At 61.9% G+C, this 20,943-nt stretch carries 18 protein-coding genes and 1 pseudogene; 4 read left to right on the top strand and 15 right to left on the bottom strand.

Annotation, left to right across the window (positions count from 1 at the left end):
• A pseudogene (locus GR328_RS27735) lies at positions 1-127 on the top strand (ABC transporter substrate-binding protein); the annotation flags it as partial.
• An 84-nt stretch (positions 128-211) separates the two neighbouring features.
• Here GR328_RS27735 and GR328_RS23120 read toward each other — a convergent pair.
• From GR328_RS23120 to GR328_RS23105, 4 genes are read right to left on the bottom strand one after another with little or no spacing between them, the layout of a single operon-like run.
• Entirely contained in the window at positions 212-1,255 is a 1,044-nt protein-coding gene (locus GR328_RS23120) for a phosphotransferase family protein (protein ID WP_160888030.1), read from the bottom strand.
• Positions 1,256-1,288: 33 nt separating this feature from the next.
• Positions 1,289-2,896 carry an AMP-binding protein gene (locus GR328_RS23115; RefSeq protein WP_160888029.1) on the bottom strand — a complete coding sequence of 536 codons (1,608 nt, stop codon included), beginning with the start codon at positions 2,894-2,896 and terminating at the stop codon, positions 1,289-1,291.
• A 56-nt stretch (positions 2,897-2,952) separates the two neighbouring features.
• Positions 2,953-4,182 (bottom strand): acyl-CoA dehydrogenase family protein, encoded by a 1,230-nt coding sequence (locus tag GR328_RS23110; RefSeq protein ID WP_160888028.1) that lies wholly within the window; start codon positions 4,180-4,182, stop codon positions 2,953-2,955.
• 9 nt (positions 4,183-4,191) lie between these two features.
• A complete protein-coding gene (locus GR328_RS23105; protein WP_160888027.1) occupies positions 4,192-4,956 on the bottom strand; it encodes a glucose 1-dehydrogenase in 765 nt (254 codons plus the stop codon).
• A 220-nt stretch (positions 4,957-5,176) separates the two neighbouring features.
• On the opposite strand from GR328_RS23105, the gene GR328_RS23100 reads away from it, so the two are divergent.
• Together GR328_RS23100 and GR328_RS23095 are read left to right on the top strand one after the other, a co-directional pair.
• On the top strand, positions 5,177-5,926 hold the full coding sequence (locus tag GR328_RS23100) for a TetR/AcrR family transcriptional regulator (protein ID WP_246216050.1): 750 nt from the start codon (positions 5,177-5,179) through the stop codon (positions 5,924-5,926).
• A 218-nt stretch (positions 5,927-6,144) separates the two neighbouring features.
• Complete coding sequence (locus GR328_RS23095; protein WP_160888025.1) at positions 6,145-6,615, top strand: MaoC family dehydratase; 471 nt, start codon at positions 6,145-6,147, stop codon at positions 6,613-6,615.
• 99 nt (positions 6,616-6,714) lie between these two features.
• Here the strand turns inward: GR328_RS23095 and GR328_RS23090 are convergent, their stop codons facing one another.
• The 11 genes from GR328_RS23090 to GR328_RS23040 all read right to left on the bottom strand — a co-directional run bounded on the left by GR328_RS23090 (position 6,715) and on the right by GR328_RS23040 (position 17,785).
• Complete coding sequence (locus tag GR328_RS23090; protein WP_160888024.1) at positions 6,715-7,980, bottom strand: extracellular solute-binding protein; 1,266 nt, start codon at positions 7,978-7,980, stop codon at positions 6,715-6,717.
• 51 nt (positions 7,981-8,031) lie between these two features.
• Positions 8,032-8,868: a carbohydrate ABC transporter permease gene (locus tag GR328_RS23085; protein WP_160888023.1), complete on the bottom strand. Its 837-nt coding sequence runs from the start codon at positions 8,866-8,868 to the stop codon at positions 8,032-8,034.
• Positions 8,865-9,788, bottom strand: a complete 924-nt coding sequence (locus GR328_RS23080; protein WP_160888022.1) for a carbohydrate ABC transporter permease — start codon at positions 9,786-9,788, stop codon at positions 8,865-8,867. The genes GR328_RS23085 and GR328_RS23080 overlap by 4 nt, the downstream gene beginning before the upstream one ends.
• Complete coding sequence (locus tag GR328_RS23075; protein WP_160888021.1) at positions 9,781-10,935, bottom strand: ABC transporter ATP-binding protein; 1,155 nt, start codon at positions 10,933-10,935, stop codon at positions 9,781-9,783. Before GR328_RS23075 ends, GR328_RS23080 begins: the two co-directional genes overlap by 8 nt.
• Positions 10,932-11,759 (bottom strand): metallophosphoesterase, encoded by an 828-nt coding sequence (locus tag GR328_RS23070; RefSeq protein WP_160888020.1) that lies wholly within the window; start codon positions 11,757-11,759, stop codon positions 10,932-10,934. The genes GR328_RS23075 and GR328_RS23070 overlap by 4 nt, the downstream gene beginning before the upstream one ends.
• Positions 11,760-12,342: 583 nt before the next feature.
• Positions 12,343-12,588, bottom strand: coding sequence for a hypothetical protein (locus tag GR328_RS23065; RefSeq protein ID WP_160888019.1), 246 nt, complete (start codon positions 12,586-12,588; stop codon positions 12,343-12,345).
• 770 nt (positions 12,589-13,358) lie between these two features.
• Positions 13,359-13,694, bottom strand: coding sequence for a cytochrome C oxidase subunit IV family protein (locus GR328_RS23060; protein ID WP_160888018.1), 336 nt, complete (start codon positions 13,692-13,694; stop codon positions 13,359-13,361).
• Between the two features lie 10 nt (positions 13,695-13,704).
• Positions 13,705-14,427 (bottom strand): heme-copper oxidase subunit III family protein, encoded by a 723-nt coding sequence (locus tag GR328_RS23055; protein WP_160888017.1) that lies wholly within the window; start codon positions 14,425-14,427, stop codon positions 13,705-13,707.
• 14 nt (positions 14,428-14,441) lie between these two features.
• A complete protein-coding gene (locus tag GR328_RS23050) occupies positions 14,442-15,146 on the bottom strand; it encodes a cytochrome c oxidase subunit 3 (RefSeq protein WP_160888016.1) in 705 nt (234 codons plus the stop codon).
• On the bottom strand, positions 15,139-16,917 hold the full coding sequence (gene ctaD, locus GR328_RS23045; protein ID WP_160888015.1) for a cytochrome c oxidase subunit I: 1,779 nt from the start codon (positions 16,915-16,917) through the stop codon (positions 15,139-15,141). Before ctaD ends, GR328_RS23050 begins: the two co-directional genes overlap by 8 nt.
• A gap of 61 nt (positions 16,918-16,978) precedes the next feature.
• On the bottom strand, positions 16,979-17,785 hold the full coding sequence (locus GR328_RS23040) for a cytochrome c oxidase subunit II (RefSeq protein WP_160888014.1): 807 nt from the start codon (positions 17,783-17,785) through the stop codon (positions 16,979-16,981).
• A 625-nt stretch (positions 17,786-18,410) separates the two neighbouring features.
• Here GR328_RS23040 and GR328_RS23035 point away from each other — a divergent pair.
• On the top strand, positions 18,411-20,828 hold the full coding sequence (locus tag GR328_RS23035; RefSeq protein WP_205790238.1) for a S8 family peptidase: 2,418 nt from the start codon (positions 18,411-18,413) through the stop codon (positions 20,826-20,828).
• Positions 20,829-20,943: the final 115 nt, after the last annotated feature.

Raw genomic sequence — 20,943 nt, 5'->3', positions numbered from 1 at the left:
CCGGGTCAAGGCGCCTCAGAATTCGAAAGGCGAATGGGACATGTATGAGCTTCTTGCAACCGTTCCGGGGGATCAGGCGTTCAGGCCGGAGACCGAGGGCAGCTGCCCCCTGGTGAAGAAGAGCTGACGACACCCTGTCGGGCGGGCGTCTGCCTGCCCGACCCTCTACAGGGCTCCACAGCAGACGATCATCGTTGCCGCTGCGCCGCGGCTATCGATCGCGGCTCAGAACATCGACAGCATGCTGTGCGAAGCTCGCCGCCAGAGGGCCGACGGCAGCGGCATTGGCATCGGCGGCATTTCCAGCCTTCGCCCGCGCAGCAATTCCCTCGAAGATGACGGCGAAGCGAAAGAGTGCAAAGGCCATGTGAAAGCGGGTCATCCGGAGCCCGTGATTCGCCGCCTCGTAATAGGCTTCCGTGAACTCGCCCTCACTCGGAATGCCGAGAGCGGCTAAGTCCAATCCTATCAATCCACCATATTCGTGCGGTGCAGAGTGCCATCCCATGCAGGCATGGGCCAGATCCGCCAGAGGGTGCCCGAGTGTCGAGAGCTCCCAATCGAGGATCGCGATGACACGCGGCTCCTGCGGGTGGAACATGACATTTCCGATACGGTAGTCGCCATGCGCCACGACAGTGGCATCGCCATCGGGAATGTTCTTTGGCAGCCAATCGATCAGCCGGTCGATATTGGAATCGGCGCGCGTCCGGGAGAGTTCCCACTGTCTGGTCCAACGTCCGACCTGACGGGCGAAATAGTTGCCGCTCTTTCCATAATCCGAGAGACCGACGCTTGCCGGATCGACGTTATGAAGAGCTGCCAAGGCTTGAGCATGCGAGCGGTACATAAGGCGGCGCTCGCCGCTCGACACGCCAGGGAGCGAGCCGTCATGGAAGACTCGGCCCTCGAGGCGATCCATGATGTAAAAGGGCGTTCCGATGACCTCTCTGTCATCGCAGTAGAGAACGACGGCCGGGACGGGAATACCGGCCTTCTCCAAAGCTCCCATAACGCGATACTCCCGGTCGATCGCATGAGCGGACGGGAGCAATTCACCGGGAGGCTGCTTGCGCAGGACGAGCTGCCTGGTTCCGTAGCTGACGAAGAAGGTCGGATTGGATTGCCCGCCGGCGATCCGTTCCAAGGTCATGGGCCCGCGAAGTCCCGGGATCGATGCACGCAAGAAGCGATCGAGCCTCCCCGCATCAAATTCCGGCGGATGAACGTGGGCGGTCGAAGGATTGTCGGCCATCGGCAGTCTCCGGGTCTGCACGAGAATGAGCTGTCAGGATCGATCCGCGTCTCGCAATTGCGCCCGCAGCTGGAACTTCTGAACCTTACCGGTCGCGGTCTTCGGAATTGGCTGGAACAGGAACATGCGTGGAATCTTGAATCCGGCCAATCGTGTTCGGCAGAAGGCCGTCAACTCCTCGGACGTCGCCGTCATCCCGTCCTTCAGCTCGACGACAGCACAGGGCGTCTCACCCCATTTCTCATCCGGGACGGCAATAACCGCAGCCAGCAGAACGGCCGGGTGCTGGTGCAAGACACTCTCGATCTCCAGGCTTGAGATGTTCTCACCGCCGGAGATGATAATGTCCTTCGCCCGGTCCTTGATCTCGATGTACCCGTCCGGGTGGCGAACCGCGAGATCCCCTGTATGGAACCCCCCTCCGGCGAAAGCGGATTTGGTGGCGCGTTCGTCACCGTAATAGCCCGCCATCAGGGTATTGCCGTTCAGAACGATCTCGCCAATAGCGTCCCCGTCACTCGGAACGTCGTTCCCCTGCTGGTCCACGATCCGGACGCGATTGGCCGTGAGATGACGGACGCCCTGACGCGCCAGCGCGCGAGCCTTGTCCTCGTCGCTCGTGAGATCCCAGTCGTCGCGCAACATGCAGAGCGTCGCAGGACCATAAGACTCCGTCAGACCATAGAGGTGGACGAGATCGAACCCGAGGGAGTCCAGTTGTCGGATCAATGCGCTCGTCGGGGATGCGCCGCCCGTTGCCAGGAGGACCCGCCGCGACGTGTTCCTCAGGTTCCTGTCCGGATGGTTCAAGAGCATGTAGAGCACAACCGGTGCGCAGCTGAGATGAGTGACCCCATGAGTCTCGATTGCCCGGAAGATCTGGGAGGGCTCGACCTCGTCGAGGCAGACATGCGTACCGCCCGCGGCCGTCACCGCCCATGTATGGCACCACCCGTTGCAGTGAAACATCGGCAAGGTCCAAAGATAGACTGAGCTCGTAGTCAGACCCAAGGAAAGAACGTTGCCCAACGCGTTCAGGTAGGCGCCGCGATGGTGATAAACGACGCCTTTGGGGCGCCCCGTCGTTCCCGAGGTGTAGTTGAGACAGATCGGTTGCCACTCATCCATCACGCCGGAGGTGCTGATGGGGTCTGCGTTCTCGCGCTCGACAAGATCATCAAAGCTTCCCTCGGCTTCCGAGCCGTTCCCGTCATCGAGAGGGACGAGAACGACGTCGAGACCGGCCGTCGCCCGCCTTGCCACGTCGACGCAGCTCGGGTCGACGAGGAAGACTTTGCTCTCCGAGCGCCCAAGAATGTAGCCGACGGTTTCGGCATCGAGTCGGGTATTGATCGTGCTGAGCACCGCTCCGAGCATGGGGACCGCATAATGCGCGGCCAGCATTTCCGGGCGGTTCGGCGCCATGATGGCGACGGCGTCTCCCGCCTCGATACCCTTCCGGCGAAGCATGGCTGCGAACCGCCCGACGAGGTTGCCGAACTCCCGGTAACTGTAGCGTCGGTCATGCCAGATCACGGCGGTTCTGTCGGGGTAGACGGATACCGTCCGCTCGAGGAAATCCAGCGGCGTCAGAGGGCGGAAATTGGCCTCGCGCGGGGCGAGGTGCTCTTCTTGTCTCATGTCGGCGGCTCCCGAGATCCAGGCACGTCCTAGGGTGAACCGAACGGACCCGGACCTCAAGCGGGGGTCGTATGCCCTCCGCCGTCGGCAACCGGCCAGGTCCAGAAATTCGAGCCGTCCGCAGTGAGGAAGCGGTTGAGCACCATGCGGTGCACCTCGTCGGCCCCATCCACCAGCCGGGCTTGGCGTGCATAGCGGTAGATCCATTCCAGGACGGTATCCTTGGAATAGCCGCGTGCTCCGTTGATCTGGATGCCGGTATCGGCCGCCTGATGCAGCAGATTGGCGACGTGGATCTTCGCCATGGACACTTCCTTGCGCGCGAAGCTGCCCTGGTCGAGCGCCCAGGCGGCCTTCATGACGAGCAGGCGGCCGATCTCGATCTTGAGGGCGAGATCGCCCAGCATCAGCTGGATGCTCTCCCGGTCGGCAAGGCGCTGGCCGAAACCGGTTCGTTCCGCCGCGTATGCCTGGGCGATCTCGACACAACGTTTGGAAAGGCCGAGCCAGCGCATGCAATGCGTCAGCCGTGCCGGGCCCAGACGGATCTGTGTGACCTTCAATCCCCGCCCCTCCCCGAGAAGCACGTTCTCTTCCGGGATCTCCAAGCCGTCGAACTCGATCTCACAATGACCGCCATGCTCCTCCGGCCCCATGATCGGGATCCGGCGCAGGATGCGCCAGCCGGGCTGGTCCTTATGGAACAGGAAGGCCGTAAGGCCATGACGGGGATCGTCCGAGGTGCGGGCGATGAGGATGAAGTGGCTAGCCTCTTCCGCGCCTGTAATGAACCACTTGCGCCCATGCACGACATAGGTGTCCCCGCGCTTCTCCGCACGGGTCTGGATCATGCTGGGATCGGATCCTCCGCCAGGATGCGGCTCGGTCATGGCGAAGGCGGAGCGCACATCGCCGCTGACGATCGGCTGGAGCCAGCGCTCCTTCTGCTCTGGGGTGCCGGCGGTTTCGAGGAGCATCATGTTGCCGTCGTCGGGGGCGGCGGAATTGAAGACGACCGGTCCGAAGATCGAGCGGTTCATGGCCTCGTAGCATACAGCCATGCCGACCTTTCCAAGACCGCCGCCGCCCGTCTCCGGCTTCAATTGCAGGCACCAGAGGCCCTCGGCCTTCGCCTTGGCCCTCGCTGTCTGGAGCGCACCGTGAGCGATGTTCTCGTGCTCGTCATAGGAGGAGGGGTCAGCCTCGAGGGGAAGGAGCTCGCGTTCGACGAACGTGGCGATGCGCGAGCGGTAATCTTCGATCTGCGGCGAGATATGGAAATCCATGGGAATGTCCTAGAGGCTGGAGACGAGATGTCCGCCATCGACGGCAAGGACAGAGCCCGTGATGTACGAGCCCGCATCGGAGCAGAGAAGCAGGAGGGCACCGTCGAGATCGGACGGTTGGCCGAGCCGGCGTTGCGGAATGCGTCGGATGAGCGCCTGGCCGGCCTCGCTCCCGAAGAAGTCCTGGTTCAGCTCCGTTTCGATATAGCCTGGGCAGAGCGCATTGACGCGAATGTTGTAGCGGGCGAGTTCGAGCGCCATGGCCTTCGTCAGATGAACGACACCGGCCTTGGAGGCCACGTAAGGAGAAACCTGACCGGCAACCCTCAAGCCGAGAATCGACGCGATATTGACGATCACACCGCCGCGTTCCCCGGCCTTCATAGTACGGGCGGACGCTTGTGCGACCAGAAAGTTTCCTTTCAGGTTGGTGTCGACGACGCGGTCCCACTCTTCCTCCGAAACGTCGAGGACCGGTTTCGCCACGGTCACGCCGGCATTGTTGATCAGGATATCGAGCCCGCCGGATGAAGCCGCAGCCTCGATCGCTTTCGCTATGGAGGCATGATCGTTCACGTCGAGCGACACGGCACGGGCGACGCCCCCCTGGCCGGAGATCTCAGTGCAGAGGTCCTGCAAGGCATCCATCCGCCGGGCGGCGACGACGACCTCCGCACCCGCCCGGGCGAGGACCCTCGCAAAGTGCCGACCGAGCCCACTGGATGCCCCCGTAACCAGTGCGGAGCGTCCGCTCAGATCGACGCCAAAGACCATTGCATTCTCTCCACAGGCAAAAACTGAGCGAGCGTTCGCTTTTTTAATGCGAAACATCCCACTGCGCAACAACGGTCTGCCGTTGATTCGAGGACCACCGTCGATTAATCCTGCAACCATGAAACGGACCCAATCTCACCAGAAGGCGGATACTCCGTCCGTCGGAACTGTGTCGGGCAGCGATCAATCCAGGCCCCAATGGCGGCCTCAGCGGCGCAGCTTGAAGTCTTTTCAGGCCGAATTCGACTTTTCCCTCGAAGCAATCTGCACGCGCATGCTGGAGCGGCACCGCGACACCATTCGCACACAAAAGCCGCAGGTGGCTGTAGCCAAACTGATGCGGATCATTCAAACGACCTTGACCCTGGCGAACCGAAAGGGGTTCCACTCGATGAGTCTGCGAGATCTGGCGGCCGAGTCGGGTCTGAGCATGGGAGCGCTCTACACCTACTTCGACACCAAGGATACGCTCCTGATGATGATCCTTGGCGAGGTCTCCTCGGCTGTGTCGGAAGCCCTCGGGTCGCCGCCCGGACACCTGGCGGATGATCCGGCCAAACGTCTGCATTGGCTGCTGGAGACGCATGTCTACCTCACGGAGGTCATGCAGCCGTGGTTCGTCTTCGCCTATATGGAAGCAAAGGCTTTCCCCAAGGAAGGACGCGAGAAGGCCACGAGGAGCGAGCTTTCGACGGAGAAGATGATTGCGGATGCTCTGGCCGACGGCACGGACAGGGGACTCTTTTCTATCGCGAACGTGGAACTGACGGCGTCTTTGATCAAGCCGCTTCTGCAGGATTGGTACGTGAAGCGCAGCAAGTACCGCCGACGCGGCATCTCACCGGAGCAGTATGTACAAGCGGTTAGCGAATTCGTCGGAACCGCCATTCAATCCCGATCCGTGCCCAAGGCTCCAAGACGCCGCAGGTCCGATCAGAGGAGCGAAATTGCCGCAGCAGAGCCTTTCTGATCCCATGGCTACACACTCGAACTGCGAAGTGGGGTCGGACAGGGTTGCGAGAATCCCTGGATGTCTCCGGCTCTGCCCTCGGTACGGAAGTCGCCTGGCATGCCGGCTTCCATTCCAGATCGCGTGCCGCATGTCTCCACCATGGCGTTTTCCCATCCTGTCCGAATGACGGCCACGAAGAAGGCGGGGTGCGCCGCAACCGCGAAGAGAGCCACCGAATGAGCGTGATCCAAGTACAAGTACTCCATCCTGACAGACTCCCGGCATTGATCGGTCAGGAAATCGGAGTATCTCCCTGGCGCAGCATAAGCCAAGAGCAGATCGACCGTTTCGCGGAGGCGACGGATGACCACCAGTTCATCCATGTCGATCCTGAGAGAGCGAGAAACACCATATTCGGCGGCACGATCGCCCATGGGTTCCTTACCCTGTCGCTCCTGCCATCCCTCGCCGAGGACGCCCTGCCGGATCTCGAAGGCAAGACAATCGGTGTGAATTACGGCCTAGACAAGGTGCGTTTCATCTCCCCGGTCCACAATGGCGCCCGCATCCGCGGCCGTTTCGTTCTCGATGAAGTCTCCCGGCGCGCCGGTAACGAGATCCGCCTGCGCCATACGGTGACTGTCGATATCGAAGACAATGACAAACCTGCCCTGGTTGCCCAATGGATTACATTGTCCATCTTCTGACCGGGTCGCGAACGTGTCACGCTGCGGCCAGCATCACGAATGTTTCGCGCGCCTGACCCGCACAGGATCAGGCGCGCAATCGCGGAGATCCGGATCGCTCTACTTGCGAGGCAGAAGACGCTGGACTTCCCGTGCTGCGTCGGCCAGCGTTTCCTCCGGAGTCGCTTTCTGCTCAACCACGCGCGAGAGGTTGTCCACGATCGTCTGGGTGACCTTCACACCGTTGGAGCCCGGGAAGGCATACCAAGGAATCATCTTCGGCATCTGCTCAAGGCCGGCCTTGAAGAGAGGGTTCTTCTGGTAGAATTCACCGAGATACTCGGAGGACTTTGCAGCAAGCTCGTTATTGGGCACATAGCCGGTCCCGGGCACGACGACGGATGCGCCATAAGGGCCGGCGGCGAACTTGATGAACGTCCAGGCCGCTTCCTGCTTTGCGGGATCCTTGGTCAGCATGACGGCGGCATTCCCACCCGTGGGCAAGCGACCCTTCTCGGGCGAGAGCAGCGGTATCGGGGCCGTGCGCAGGTCGAACTTCTCGCCTACGTTGTTGATCACGTTGCGCAGCGCGCCGGTGGTCTGGAAGGCAAAGCCAATCTTGCCCGCGACGAAGGCCTGCTCGCCGTTGCTCTTGGTGAGGACGGGCATCCCGCCCTCCTTGACCATGCGATCGAGGAGCCGGATGGCTGCGAGGCCTTCGGGGCCATCGAAGGCGACCTTCTTCTCGTCGGGAGTGAGCATGGTCCCCCCTGCCCCGAAAAGAAGCGCGCTGAACATCCAGTCGTCACCCTGCCAGCGGAAGTCGATGCTCTGGATGCCGTCCCCGAGATCTTTGATCTTCGAGGCAATGGCGATCACCTCGTCCCAGGTCTTCGGTGGTGCGTCGGGATCGGCGCCGACGCGGCGGAACAGATCCGCGTTGTAGTACATGATCGGGTTAGAGGTCGCGAAGGCCAGCCCGGCCTGCTGGTCGCCGAACTGTGCGAGCTTCAGGATGTTTTCGCTGAAGCCCTGCTCGACCATGTCCCCGTCCTTCGCGATGAACGGGTTCAGGTCGACCGAAATCTTACGTTCCGCCACGACCCGGAGGCGGTTGAGGCCGATGAAGGTTACGTCGGGCATCTCGACGGTTCCCGCCTGTCGGAGGATCAGTTGCAGACCCTCCTCATAGGTGGGCGACGGGCTGACGAAGTTGATCTTGATCTCGGGATGCTCCTCCATGAACTTCTTCGAGATCCTGTCCATCACATCCTTGAAGAAGCCCGGCATCGGGTAATGGACGTTGAGGGTCGTCTCGGCCAGAGCGCCGCTGGCGAGCGAGGCGGCCAAAGCCAGCCCGGCGAGGATCGTCTTTGTCCTGGTCACGTCTTGTCTCCTTGTGCGTGGTCGTAAGTTGCCTGGTCGGAACTCGAGGCGTCAGCCCTTCAGCCCGGTAAGGGTTATGCCCTCGATGAAGCGCCGCTGAGCGAGCAGGAAGGCCGCGAGCAGTGGCATCGTGACGACCACAGTGGCGGCCATCAGCGCGCCGTAGTCGTCACCGGCCTCGGCGGCACGGAAGAAGATCAGGCCGAGCGGTGGGGGTGCCATCGCAGTCTCGGTCACCACGATCTGCGGCCAGAAGAGGTCGTTCCAATGCGCCACGACGGAGAAGATCGAGAAGGCGGTGATGGCTGGCCATGCATTCGGGACGATGACGCGTAGCACGATTCCGAATTCCGACATGCCGTCGAGGCGCGCCGCGTTGATCAGATCGTCCGGCATCGCGCGGAAGAATTGCAAGAACAGGAAGATCGCGAAGACGGAGATCAGGAATGGTGCCGCCAGCGCGAAATAAGTGTTCAGAACCCCTGCCCCACTCAGCGCCACATAGATCGGCAACGCGGTCGCATGGATCGGCACGAGCAGTCCGAGCATGATCCCTGAGATCATCAGGCGGGCACCCGGGAAGCGCAGCTTCGCGAGCGCATAGGCGCATGGCAGCGCGACCAGGACCTGCACGACGAGGATGACAGCGCAGACAATTGCGCCGTTCATCAGGAGCTGCAGCATCGGTACCCGGGTGAAAACCTTCGAGAAATTCTCCACGGCAGCCCAGCGGTCCGGAATCAGGGCCAGGGACGAGGAGAAGATCTCCTCGCGGGGCTTCATCGCGGTCGACACCATCCAGACATAGGGTCCGAGGAAAATCAGGGCGCCGGACGACAGGGTCGCCAGGCGAAGGACGCGGGCGAGGTTCCAGGATCGTGTGGTCATGTGTAGTGAATCCGCCGATCGAGTGCGCGGTACTGAAGCACCATGAGGACCATGAGTATTGCCAGGAAGACGACAGTCATCGCGGACGCATAGCCGACGCGGAGGTACACGAAACCTTCCTGGTAGATCGTCCAGAGGAGCACTTCCGACGCGCGGTTAGGACCGCCCTGCGTCATCGTCGAGACGGTTTCGAATACTTTCACGGCATTGATCACGCTGATGGTCACCACGAAGAGAGTTGTGGGGCCGAGCATCGGCCACGTGACGAGCCAGAACCTGTCCCAGGCCGTAGCCGCGCGATCGACCTCCGCTGCCGCATAGAGCTCCCGCGGGATCGCGGTGAGCCCCGCCAGGAACAGCACCATGTTGAAGCCGACTGCTTGCCAGACGCCGATGAGCGCGAGACTCATAAGAACGGTGTCGCTGCCTCCGAGCCAGTTGGGCCCGTCGATCCCGACGAGGCGCAGGAGTGCGTTCACCGGTCCGATGGTGGGATGGAGCAGGTACTGCCAGACGGTCGCCATCGCCACGAGCAGTGACACTACGGGCAAGAAATAGATCGCGCGGAACAGCGCGCGCCCGCGGACTTCCGCTTCGATGAGAAGCGCCGCGCCCAAGCCAAGAAACACCGACAGCGGCGTCACGATAAGTGTGTATGTCAGCGTGTTGGCGAGCGAGATCAGGAACGTGCGGTCCTCCAGCAGCTCGAGATAGTTGTCGAGGCCGACGAATCGGACGCCGTCGTATCCCAGCTCGAAATCCGTCAGACTCAACGCGACCACGCCGAGAGTGGGCAGAAGGATGAGCATGGACAGGAGGGCGACGGCGGGTCCAGCCAACCGCCACCCGGCCAAGGCTTCCGAGCGGCGGGCGAGCGCTCCGGCGCTGGATGTCCCTGCGGGAAGCGCAATGCTATCCATTGGCGGCCATCCTCATGGCGGGAGCAACCGGCAGGCGCGAGCCGTCTGAGCCGAAGACGAGCACTTCTCCGGAAGCAACCGCGATCGTGACTGCTTGACCCGGGTTGAGAACGGTTGCTTCGGCGGGCGCGAGCTTCGCGACCAACGATCCCCCTCCTCCAGCGAGTTCGAGGAAGACGAGAGTCTCGGAGCCGAGAAACTCGATGCGCTTCACGGAGGCGCCGAGACCCGCCTGGCTGGAGCCGCCCAGCTTGATCGCCTCGGGGCGGAAGCCGATCGTCACGCGTGTGCCAGGCGTCGCGCCGACCCCTTCGACGAAGAGCCTGCCCCCGATGCGAATACCGTGGGCCGCATCCACCTCTCCCGCGAGGAGGTTGATCTGCGGGCTGCCGATGAACCGGGCCACCTCGATATGGGCCGGGTTGCCATAGATCGCCTCGGGAGTGTCGAACTGGAGCAGGCGGCCCCCCATCATGACTGCTACGCGATCGGCCATGCTCAGGGCCTCCGCCTGATCATGAGTGACATAAAGTGTCGTGACCCCCGCCCGGCGGTGCAGTTCGACGATCTCCGAGCGGGTGTGAACCCGCAGGCTGGCGTCGAGATTCGAGAGCGGCTCGTCCATGAGGAATGCGGCCGGGCTCCGGACGAGAGCCCGCCCGAGCGCGACGCGCTGCCGTTGCCCGCCCGACATCTGCGCGGGCTTGCGATCCAGCAGGTGATCGATCTTGAGGCTGCGGGCTGTCTCGAACACGCACCTCTGGATTTCGGCGCGAGTTTCACGCTGGCCCGGCAGGAGACTTCCGATCCAGGGAAGACGTTGCCAAACCGTGAGGTTGCGCATTGCGAGCGGAACGGCGATGTTCTGTCCGGCCGTCAGGTGCGGGTACAGTGCATAGGATTGAAACACCATGGCGATGTCCCGCCCGGACGGTCGCATGGCCGTCATGTCGCGCTCGCCCAGCCAGACGCTTCCCCGGTCGGGATGATCCAGTCCGGCGGCGATCCGCAGGAGGGTCGTCTTCCCGCAGCCCGAGGGACCGACAAGGGCGACGAACTCCCCTGGCTTCGCCTCGATGGTCACGTCGCGCAGAATGTGGTTGCCACCGTAGGCCTTGGAGATTCCGCGCAAAGCCAGCCCGCTCATGACAGCGTCTCCTCCGCGGGAGACGGCGGGTAGACTTCGTGGATCACGTCGTCGAGGACGATGGGGCTCAGCACGTCCAAGGGAACGATGCGGCTCTCGATACCGGAGCCGAGAATGTGCACGGCGGCTCCCACGATGGCATCACCATAAGGCATGTGCACCATCGGGCCGACGACGAAGCCTGAGGATGGTCCCCAGACGCGGCGGAAGGGAGCGCCGTCAACGATCCGGGCACGGTGGAGATGGCCGCTCGCAACGAGCTCGACCCCATTCTCCGTAAGCAACTCGAGCAGAATGCGGCGCGGCTCAGGACGCATCCCCCAGTATCCGGTTTCGCCCTCTTCCGGGTCTTCGACGAAGAGCGGCTTGTGCTTGAAGACGAGGACCCGCCGTCCTTCGCGTGTGTGGAGAGTGTCGGTGAGCCACGCGAGCTGTTCGTCTGCCTCGGAGGACCCCGATCCGATGATCATGCTGTTCAGGCCGATCAACCGCCATTCACCAAGATCATGCGTCCAGCGATCCGGGCCGATGATCCGACGCCAGCGGGACAGGCGCTCCCCGTCGACGGGCTGACGTGTACCCGGCAAGTCTCCGATGTCGTGGTTGCCCGGCACGCACAGTGTCGGGTACCGGAGATCACGCAGCATCTCGCGACCGTGAACGAGATCCTCCTCGAAATCGGCGCCGTCAACGGTGAGATCGCCCGTGTGGACGACCAGGTCCGGCTCCATCGAGTTGATCCACTCCACCAAGGGCTTCCAGTTCGCCTGGAACTGGGGCTTCAAGAAACTCAGATGTGTGTCGGTGATCTGGATGATCTTCACGTTCGCCTGCCTCCGGGCACCATGCTTCGCGCTTGGATGAAGGTGGCTTAGGAGGCCTTCGTGACGCTCACTCTACGGTTCTATGACGTTTGCATGTCGCTTGATGGTCGCGACAATGGCCTCGAAGAAAGCCATCGGGTCGGTCACGTCCTTCCCGTAGGCCCTGGATCCGCCGCCGCTTGTGCGATTATGACGTTCTGCGCCGGATCGATGGAGACATACGGCCCGTGAATGCCGACCGCGGAGAACGCATTGTCCTTCTTAGAGGCATCGGCCCGGCCCTCCGGCAGCACCTGCGTCTCACTGATCCTTCCTCCATCGAGGAAGAACAGGCCGAACCGCGCATCGTCCCTTAAGGTCGCGCTGACGCCGCTTCCGCCGGCTGTTCCAGGATGCTCCCGCTCACGAGAGCATTGAGGGCGCCATGAAGCAGATCGACAAGGTGCTGCTTCCGAAGATCGGCGGAACGGGACCACAACGACCACAGATCAATCCGGGGCGAGCGGGCGGGAGAGACGCAACTCGCTCCCCGAGGACATGCCGGCGATGACCCGTGGCGACCTTCCGCCTCCGGAAGCCAGGGTTAGAATGCCGTCTCCGTCAAGATGAGGATACCGCCGACGAGGATGAGGACGAAGGCCGGCCAATGAGTCCTGAAGCTGAAGGATCTGGGACTCTGCTGTGGCTCCAGAGTCGTCTTCCGGCCGGTTGATCGGCTCAGCCTCGCGTCGCTGAGCCGCCCTCTCCAGAGGACCTGGCCTGCGCCGTAGAGCACGCCGCCGATGATGAGCAAGGCGCCGATCCAAATGAGGACAAGACCCGAATCCATGGGGCACTCCCTGCGTGCAAGAAAGCCCATCATATCATGAATGCCGTTTTCTTGGGATGGGACGAGGCAGGGCACGAGGGGTCCCGGCACCACGGCCGGATTCCTCATTTCCACGCGACCCAGGTCGTGTTTGGGAATATGAACAAACCTTGGGTCGTGGTTGCGCGTGGCCAACGAACATGACGCGCTCCGCAACCGCGCCCTGGCTGCCAAGGTTCCTCCCGGGAGGCGCCGATATGGCCCATTCTCATATCGTCGCTGGTGCAAACGATATCCCGGCTCGTCCGGTTGTCCGGAAAATCCAACCTGCAGATCTGAGAGAGGCACTGGCAAGAGGCTTCGATGATTTCTGGACCGCGCCGTTCCATCTGATGTTTCTCGGATTGATCTGCCTCGTTGTCGGCGTCTGCCTGGCAGCGCGCACGTTCACGAACATCGCTCTGCCGCTGATGATCTTGGCAACGTTCTCGGCTTCGTCTTCGCTCTCGTGGTGCTGAGCATCAGCATCATCTCATGGCCACTCCTCCTGGACCGCGAGGCCGGCGTGACCATGGCAATCTGGGGCTTGATCGTAGCGGCCGCCCTTCTCGTCGAATCCATCCCGCTCTTCGCTGGGCTTGCGGTCATCGTGCCGGTCCTCCGGCACGCGACATGTCATCCCTACCGCCCGTCATGGAGCCGCCGGCCGTCGAGAAAGCACGGATGCCGCCGGATCCTCCCTGCGCGGCGGCGACATGACTTGGCCGTGCCGGCCCGGTGCAAGCGACGGCTCAGAGCTCCGGCGCGAAGAACGTGAGGCGGGACAACAGTGTATAGTCGGATTCGAGCGCCATGATCGCGACGAAAACCAGAATGGCGCTCATGGGGACCAGGATCGCGTAGACGAGGGAAAGACGCTCCCAGGCCATGTGCATGAACACGGCGATGATGAGACCGGCCTTCAGCATCATGAACAGGAGGATGAGGGCATACCTGAGGATGCCTTCGATCTGGTAGTAATCGACGAGGTAGGAGCAGGCGCTCAGAATGAAGAGCCAAGTCCAGACCACGAGGTAGAGCCTGATGGGATGCTGCTGTCCCTGCGGATGCGACGCGGCCTGTGCCATGATCGGTCTCCTACCAAAGATAGAAGAAGGCGAAGATGAAGACCCACACCAGGTCGACGAAGTGCCAGTACAGGCCCATGATCTCCACAGCCTCGTAACTCCCCTTCCGGCTGGTGAAGAAGCCTCTTCGCTCCTGATCGAAATCGCCACGCCAGACCTTTCTGGCAACGATCAGAAGGAAGATCACGCCGAAGGTCACATGCGTGCCGTGGAAGCCGGTGATCATGAAGAATGTCGAGCCGAACTGAGCCGCCCCCCAGGGGTTGCCCCAGGGCCTCACGCCTTCATGAATCAGCTTGGTCCATTCGAAAGCCTGCATCCCGACGAAGGTGGCACCAAGGAGCGCCGTCAAGAGCATCAGGGCAGCCGTCTTCCTGCGATCGCGGCGGTAGGCGAAATTGACGGCCATGGCCATGGTGCCGCTGCTGCTGATCAGGACGAAGGTCATGATGGCGATCAGGATGAGGGGCAGCGTGACCCCTCCGATGGTCAGCGCAAAAACCTCGCTCGCATTGGGCCACGGCACCGTCGTCGACATTCTGGCGGTCATGTAGGCGATCAGGAAGCTGCTGAAGACGAAGGTGTCGCTGAGCAGAAAGATCCACATCATCGCCTTGCCCCAGGACACGTTCCTGAAGGCGGTCCTGTCGGAGGAGAAGTCGGCGGCGACGCTGCGCAGCCCCGAAGGATCGGCCGGGGTCGTCTCGATCGGGGAGAAGGCTTGCTCTGCCATGGCCCGGGATCCTCTTAGCTCAGCGCTTGCCGGCAGATGTCGATGAAAGTGCCGGCCCACCCGGTCAGGATGCTCAGGAGGAGGAGCCAGACAAACAGCAGGAAGTGCCAATATGTGGCGCACAGCCCCACGCTCACCCGCAGCCGTTCGGGCGGAACGCCGCGCCACGTCCTGGCGATGGTTCTGCCCAGGGCCACCAGGCCGCCGATCACATGCAGGCCGTGGGCTCCCGTCAGCACGTAGAAGAAGGCATTGGCCGAATTCGAGGTCAGGAGATAACCGTCCGCCGTCAACTGCCGCCAGGCGAGGATCTGTCCGGACAGAAAGGCCAGAGCCGTCGCACCTGCTGCGAGGAGGCCGAGCTTCAATACCTCCTCCTCTCCCCGGCGAGCCGATTTTCCTGCCTCGTGCAGCGCAATGCTGCTCAGAACGAGCATTCCCGTATTCAGCCACAGGACGTTGGGAAGCGGAACATCACGCCAGTCCGGCATTTGCATCCGGATCGCGTAGGCACTGATGAAAAGCGCGAAAAGGGAGCCTACCACGGCGAGGAACACTCTGAGCCCTGTCCTCGCCACCGCTGGAGGATTGCTCCTCGTCGGAACATAAGTTGCTGCAATACCCTGTTCCAGCCAAGGCTTCGTCATTATTCCCTGGCGCGCGAGCCACCACATCCCGATGGCCAAGAGAGCGCCCATGAAAATGAGGATGCTACCCATGAGATGTTCCTGGGGCGGGATGAGCGCTCGGCTGATTCTGAGGCAGAAAGTCTTCGGCTGCACCAGGAACGCTGTAGTCATAGGCCCAACGGTAGACGACTGGCATCTGCTTGCCCCAGTTGCCGTGCGGTGGTGGCGTTTCAGGCGTCTGCCATTCCAATGTGGTCGCCCGCCAGGGATTGCCGCCCGCAGGCCTTCCGGAGCGCAGGCTCCAAACGAGATTGAACACGAAGATCAGCTGGGCCGCGCCGACGATCAGCGCGACGACGCTGATGAAGGCGTTGAGGGTGTGGGCCGATGCGGGAACGAAGGCCATATCGCCGATCTCGTGGTACCGGCGCGGAACTCCCATGAGGCCGAGATAGTGCATGGGAAAGAAGATCGCGTAGGATCCAAGAAACGTCACCCAGAAGTGGAGTTTTCCGAGCGCATCGTTCAACATGCGTCCTGTCATCTTTGGGTACCAATGGTAGATGGCGCCGAAGATAACCAGGATCGGGGCCACGCCCATGACCATGTGGAAATGAGCCACCACGAACATCGTGTCGGAAAGCGGAACATCCACGACCACATTGCCGAGAAACAGGCCGGTAAGACCTCCGTTCACGAAGGTGACGATGAACGCGAGCGCGAACAGCATCGGCACGTTCAGGTGAATGTCCCCACGCCACAAGGTCAAAATCCAGTTGTACACCTTGATTGCCGTTGGAATGGCGATGATAAGCGTGGTGGTGGCAAAGAAGAACCCGAAATAAGGATTCATTCCGCTCACATACATATGGTGTGCCCAGACGACGAAGCTGAGAGCGCCGATCGCCAGAAGCGCCCAGACCATCATGCGGTAGCCGAAAATGTTGCGTCGGGCGTGAGTGCTGATCAGGTCGGAGACGATTCCGAACGCCGGCAAGGCGACGATGTAGACCTCAGGATGGCCGAAGAACCAAAACAGGTGCTGAAAGAGGAGCGGGCTCCCGCCGCTGCGTTCGAGAACCTGGCCCATCTCGACGATGGACGGCATGAAGAAGCTGGTGCCTAGCGCTCTGTCGAACAGCATCATCACGGCCCCTACGAACAGAGCAGGGAATGCCAGAAGGGCCATGAAGCTAGCGGTGAAGATCCCCCACACCGTGAGCGGCATGCGCATCAGGGTCATCCCGCGCGCCCGCGCCTGCAGCACGGTGACCACGTAGTTCAATCCTCCCATGGTAAAACCGATGATGAAGACCATCAGCGAGACGAGCATGAGGATGATTCCCCAATCCTGCCCTCCCGGCGTACCGGATAGGATGGCTTGCGGGGGATATAGCGTCCAGCCGGCGCCACTCGGACCGCCCGGTGCGAAGAAGCTTGCGACGAGAATGAGCACGGCGAGCAGATATGTCCAGAAGCTCAGCATGTTGACATAGGGGAACACCATGTCGCGCGCCCCGATCATGAGGGGAATAAGGTAGTTGCCAAAACCTCCGAGGAAGAGCGCCGTCAGCACGTAGACCACCATCATCATCCCATGCATGGTGATGAGCTGGTAATAGGCGTTCGCATCGATGAACGAGAACACGCCGGGAAAGCCGAGCTGCAGGCGCATCAGCCACGAGAGAATGAGGGCAATCAACCCGACCGCCAGCGCGGTGATGGAATACTGGATGGCAATGATCTTCGCGTCCTGGCTGAAGACGTACTTCGTCACCCAGCTGTGCGGGTGATAGAGCTCGACGTCGCCGACATCGGATTCCGGTGCCGTTCCGACGTGACCGAATGGGACATCAACCATCAGGAGTGCTCCCTGATCGCCTTTCTTGCCCCTCTCTTGCCAGCCTTTGTGGATGGCGTGCCTATTGGGCTGCTGGGGCCAGACGCGCGAAGCTACGCGCCTGCTGATCCTGCAACCATGCCTGGTAGTCGCTCTGCTCCTGCACAACCACCGTTCCCCGCATATGCGAGTGACCGACACCGCAGAGTTCGGCGCACAGGATCTCGAAGGTTCCGGTTCGCGTCGGCGTGAACCAGATGTAGGACACCTGGCCTGGCACCAGGTCCATCTTCGCGCGCATCTCCGGAACGTAGAAATTATGGATGACGTCGACGGAGCGCAGCAGCGCCTTGATTGGCTTTCCTACGGGCAGGCGCAGTTCGCCGCCCTCGACGATCACGTCGTCTTGAGCCTTCGGATCCTCGCGGCTCAGCCCCAGGGGGTTATCGGGGCTGACGAGCCGGGTGTCAGTGAGGCCGAGCTGACCGTCCGGGCCCGGCAGCCTGAAGCTCCATTGCCATTGCTGACCGAGGATCTCGATGTCGGTGGCATCCTCGGGAACGGTGATGAACTGCCCCCAGACGAACAGACCCGGGGTCAGCATGGCCGCGACGCCAACGCCCGTGACGATGGTGAGCCACATTTCCAGGCGTTTGCTTTCAGGTTCGTAATGGGCTTGCCGACCCGGCTGATGGCGGAAGCGGTAGACACAATAGGCGGTGAAGAGCACGATGGCGACGAAGACCGCTCCCGTGATCCAGAACGTGATGATGATCGTCGAATCGATGTAGCCCCAGTTCGAGGCAATGGGCGTCCACCACCAGGGGCTCACCAGATGAAAGGCCACAGAGCCGGCGGCGATCAGAACCAGTATGAGCGCTACAGCCATCCCGTTCATCCTTGCCGCAGAGGTCTTCGGCACGAAACAGAAGGCAACACCTTCTCATCTAAAGCGTATGACTGCTTTAGATAACAAAAGCCGCGGTATCAGGACGATCCTCGCGTCTTCATTGGCTGCAAAGATCACCTGCCAAGCACGAAAAAAGTATACCTAAAAGCTGAGCTGGTCAACGATCCTCAGGATGGGTGTTCAAGGCGTCAGGAGTCTGCCCTGCTCCGGTCCCGCTCATCCTCATCCGTACCCGCTTCGCGGCGAGCGCGGGCTGTTCATGAGCCAGGATCTCCTGGCAGCGCGCTCCATTTAGCCTCTCGCAGATGTGCTGCGGATCGTTTCATGATGCAAAGCTCCGACGCCATCGGAGCCATTTCGGAGGATTTCTCGCAGCCAAGGTTGGTGATACTCTTCGTCGATATTCGAAGCCGGTTCCTCCCGGGCAGCCATGCGAGTTGCGCGGATTCAGCAATCGGAACGACCACGACTCCATCCACTGGTCCTGCCCCTGCAATCAGCCGGGAGCCGCAAGGAGAGTGAAATGGCCAAGCGCTCTGCTCCGGCGAAGAGCAAAACCCGCTCCCAAACTCCGCGAGCATCGTCGGGCCCAAGAACCAAGCCGATGCCCCTGCCTGCAGCTGCGCCCCCAGCCGCTTTCCGCGTGCCCGATCTCGGAGCGAAGGCTGCAGCACCAAGGGCGCCCGGCGCAAAGGGGGCCAACACCATCGTCTACGTTCACGGAATCAACAACAAGCCGCCGGCATCCGTCCTCAAGTGCCAGTGGGATACAGCCCTGTTCGGAACCCAGCTCGGCGACCGCAGCCGAATGGCCTATTGGGTCAATCGGGAGTACTACCCGAAGCCGCTCAATGAGAGCTGCGCCTCCGGCGATCTGATCAGCATCGACGACGACGAGGCCACCACGCGCGCCATCATGGCCCTCGCACGTGGAGAACGGGGCAACGAGGAGCAGGCGATCGCAAGTGAAATCGCCGCCCTGAGCGACGATCCCGTTCGTCAGGCGTTTCTGGTCAAGGTAGCGGGCAAGATGCTTGCGGGAAGCCGTGTCAGCGAGGCCGAGCTTTCTGTGAGCTCCGTACGGTCCAAGCTTCTGCCCCTGCCCGAGTTCCTGCGTCGGCTGATCGTCCAGAAGATCACGCGCGCGTTCCTGCGGGACGTGAACGACTTTCTCTTCGTCAAGGAACGTCGCGATGCGATGGAGCAGAGTTTCCTGGATCGGCTGGCTGCCGGCGGCGGGCCCTTCGTGGTCATTGCTCACAGCCAGGGCTCGATGGTCGCCTATGACGTTCTGAGGCGGCTCGATCGCTCCCGGTTCCATGTGCCGCTGTTCGTCACAATAGGGTCTCCGCTCGGCATGCAGGAGGTGCAGGACATGCTCCGCCAATGGACGGGCGGCACCCTCCCCTTTCCATCCTGTGTGGATCGGTGGCTGAATGTAGCCGACCGGCTGGATCCGGTGGCCTTCGATGTGGATCTGTCCGACGACTTCGAAGGCCGGATCGAGAATATCCCGCGACCCGGAGAGTTGGGTATCGGCATCAATCCCGACTCGCCTCAGCATCCCCATTCCGGAACCGGCTATCTCAGGACCCGATACGTGCGTGAGGCCGTACGCGAGACGGTGGGTACTGCTTTCCAGCAGGCCATTGCCCCCTTTGCCATCGCCAAGGATCTTGCGGCCGATCTGGAAAATGCGCACCGCAGCGAGCGCCACGAGGTTCTGATCCAGCTCGCAGAGGACCAGCCCGGGCATCCGGCGCAACGCAAGCGCCTCGACGAACTGGCAGGCGCGGTCGAAACCAGGATCCGGCAGATGGTGGAAGCCGGAGACAGTCAGGCAGCTGACCCCGAGGTGGAGCGGCTCAGGCACTTCGTGAGTGCGAAGCTCACACGACTTGAGATCGAGACCCTGCGCTCGCTGTTTGCCGATCTGCGCATTGACGGGATCTGGCGCAATTATGCCAAGCGGGCTCTGGTGACCTCGTCGACCCATACGGTGCAGGCTCGTCCAGCCAACCTCGGCTACGGCGCGGATGGAAAGAACATCTGCTGGGCTGTTCTCGACACCGGCATCCGGGCGGATCACCCTCATTTCCGGAAGCACGGGAACGTGCTCGAGCAATGGGACTGCACCCGCCGGGGGGAGCCACGGCAGCTGAGCCGCGGCACTCCCGATTTCGACACGCTGGACGGCCACGGCCACGGCACCCATGTTGCGGGCATCATCGCCGGTGAGCATACCGTGCCGGCTGAGGCGGGGATGGATGTCACCTTCGCCGGCATGGCACCGCGCTGCTCCCTTTTTGGTTTCAAGGTTCTGGACGATCAGGGCGGCGGCCGGGACAGCTGGATCATCAAGGCCCTCGACAAGATCGCTGAAATCAACGACAGCGCCGGACAGCTAGTCATCCACGGGGTGAACCTGAGTCTGGGCGGGAACTTCGACCCGAGTGTCTTCGGCACCGGGCACACTCCTTTGTGTCAGGAACTGAGGCGGCTCTGGCGACAGGGGGCTCTTGTCTGTTTGGCGGCGGGGAACGAAGGGTACGTCGTTCTGTCCGGTTCGGAGGGCGAAATTCAGGCCAACCTCGACCTGTCGATAGGTGATCCGGCAAACTTGGAGGAGGCCATCGCTGTGGGATCGGTTCACAAGACCAATCCGCACACCTATGGCGTATCGTACTTCTCATCCCGGGGACCCACGGCAGACGGACGGCGAAAGCCGGACGTGGTTGCGCCCGGCGAGAAGATCCTGTCGGCCCGCCACGACTGGACAGCGCCGCCTGCTGGCGGAGCATCGACTCTTGAGGACCTTTATGTGCAGATGAGCGGAACCAGCATGGCAACGCCGCATGTCTCGGGCATCCTTGCAGCGTTTCTATCGCTGCGGCGGGAATTCATAGGCTATCCGGACCGGGCGAAGGAAATCCTGCTGAGTAGCTGTGTCGACCTGCGCCGGGATTTGTACGCACAAGGAGCAGGGTTGCCAAACCTGATCAAGATGCTGGCCCTGAATTGAGAGGCTCGCGATCGATGATCGCGATGAAGGGACGGATCGCACGCATGGCGGATTTAGCGAACGATCGAAATGGCGGACACAGTGGAGGCGAGTATGGCGCCGATGATAGCTGCCG

Source organism: Microvirga makkahensis (genome assembly GCF_009830105.1).
In the GTDB taxonomy this organism is placed as follows: domain Bacteria; phylum Pseudomonadota; class Alphaproteobacteria; order Rhizobiales; family Beijerinckiaceae; genus Microvirga; species Microvirga makkahensis.
This window is presented reverse-complemented; position numbering and strand designations above follow the sequence as displayed.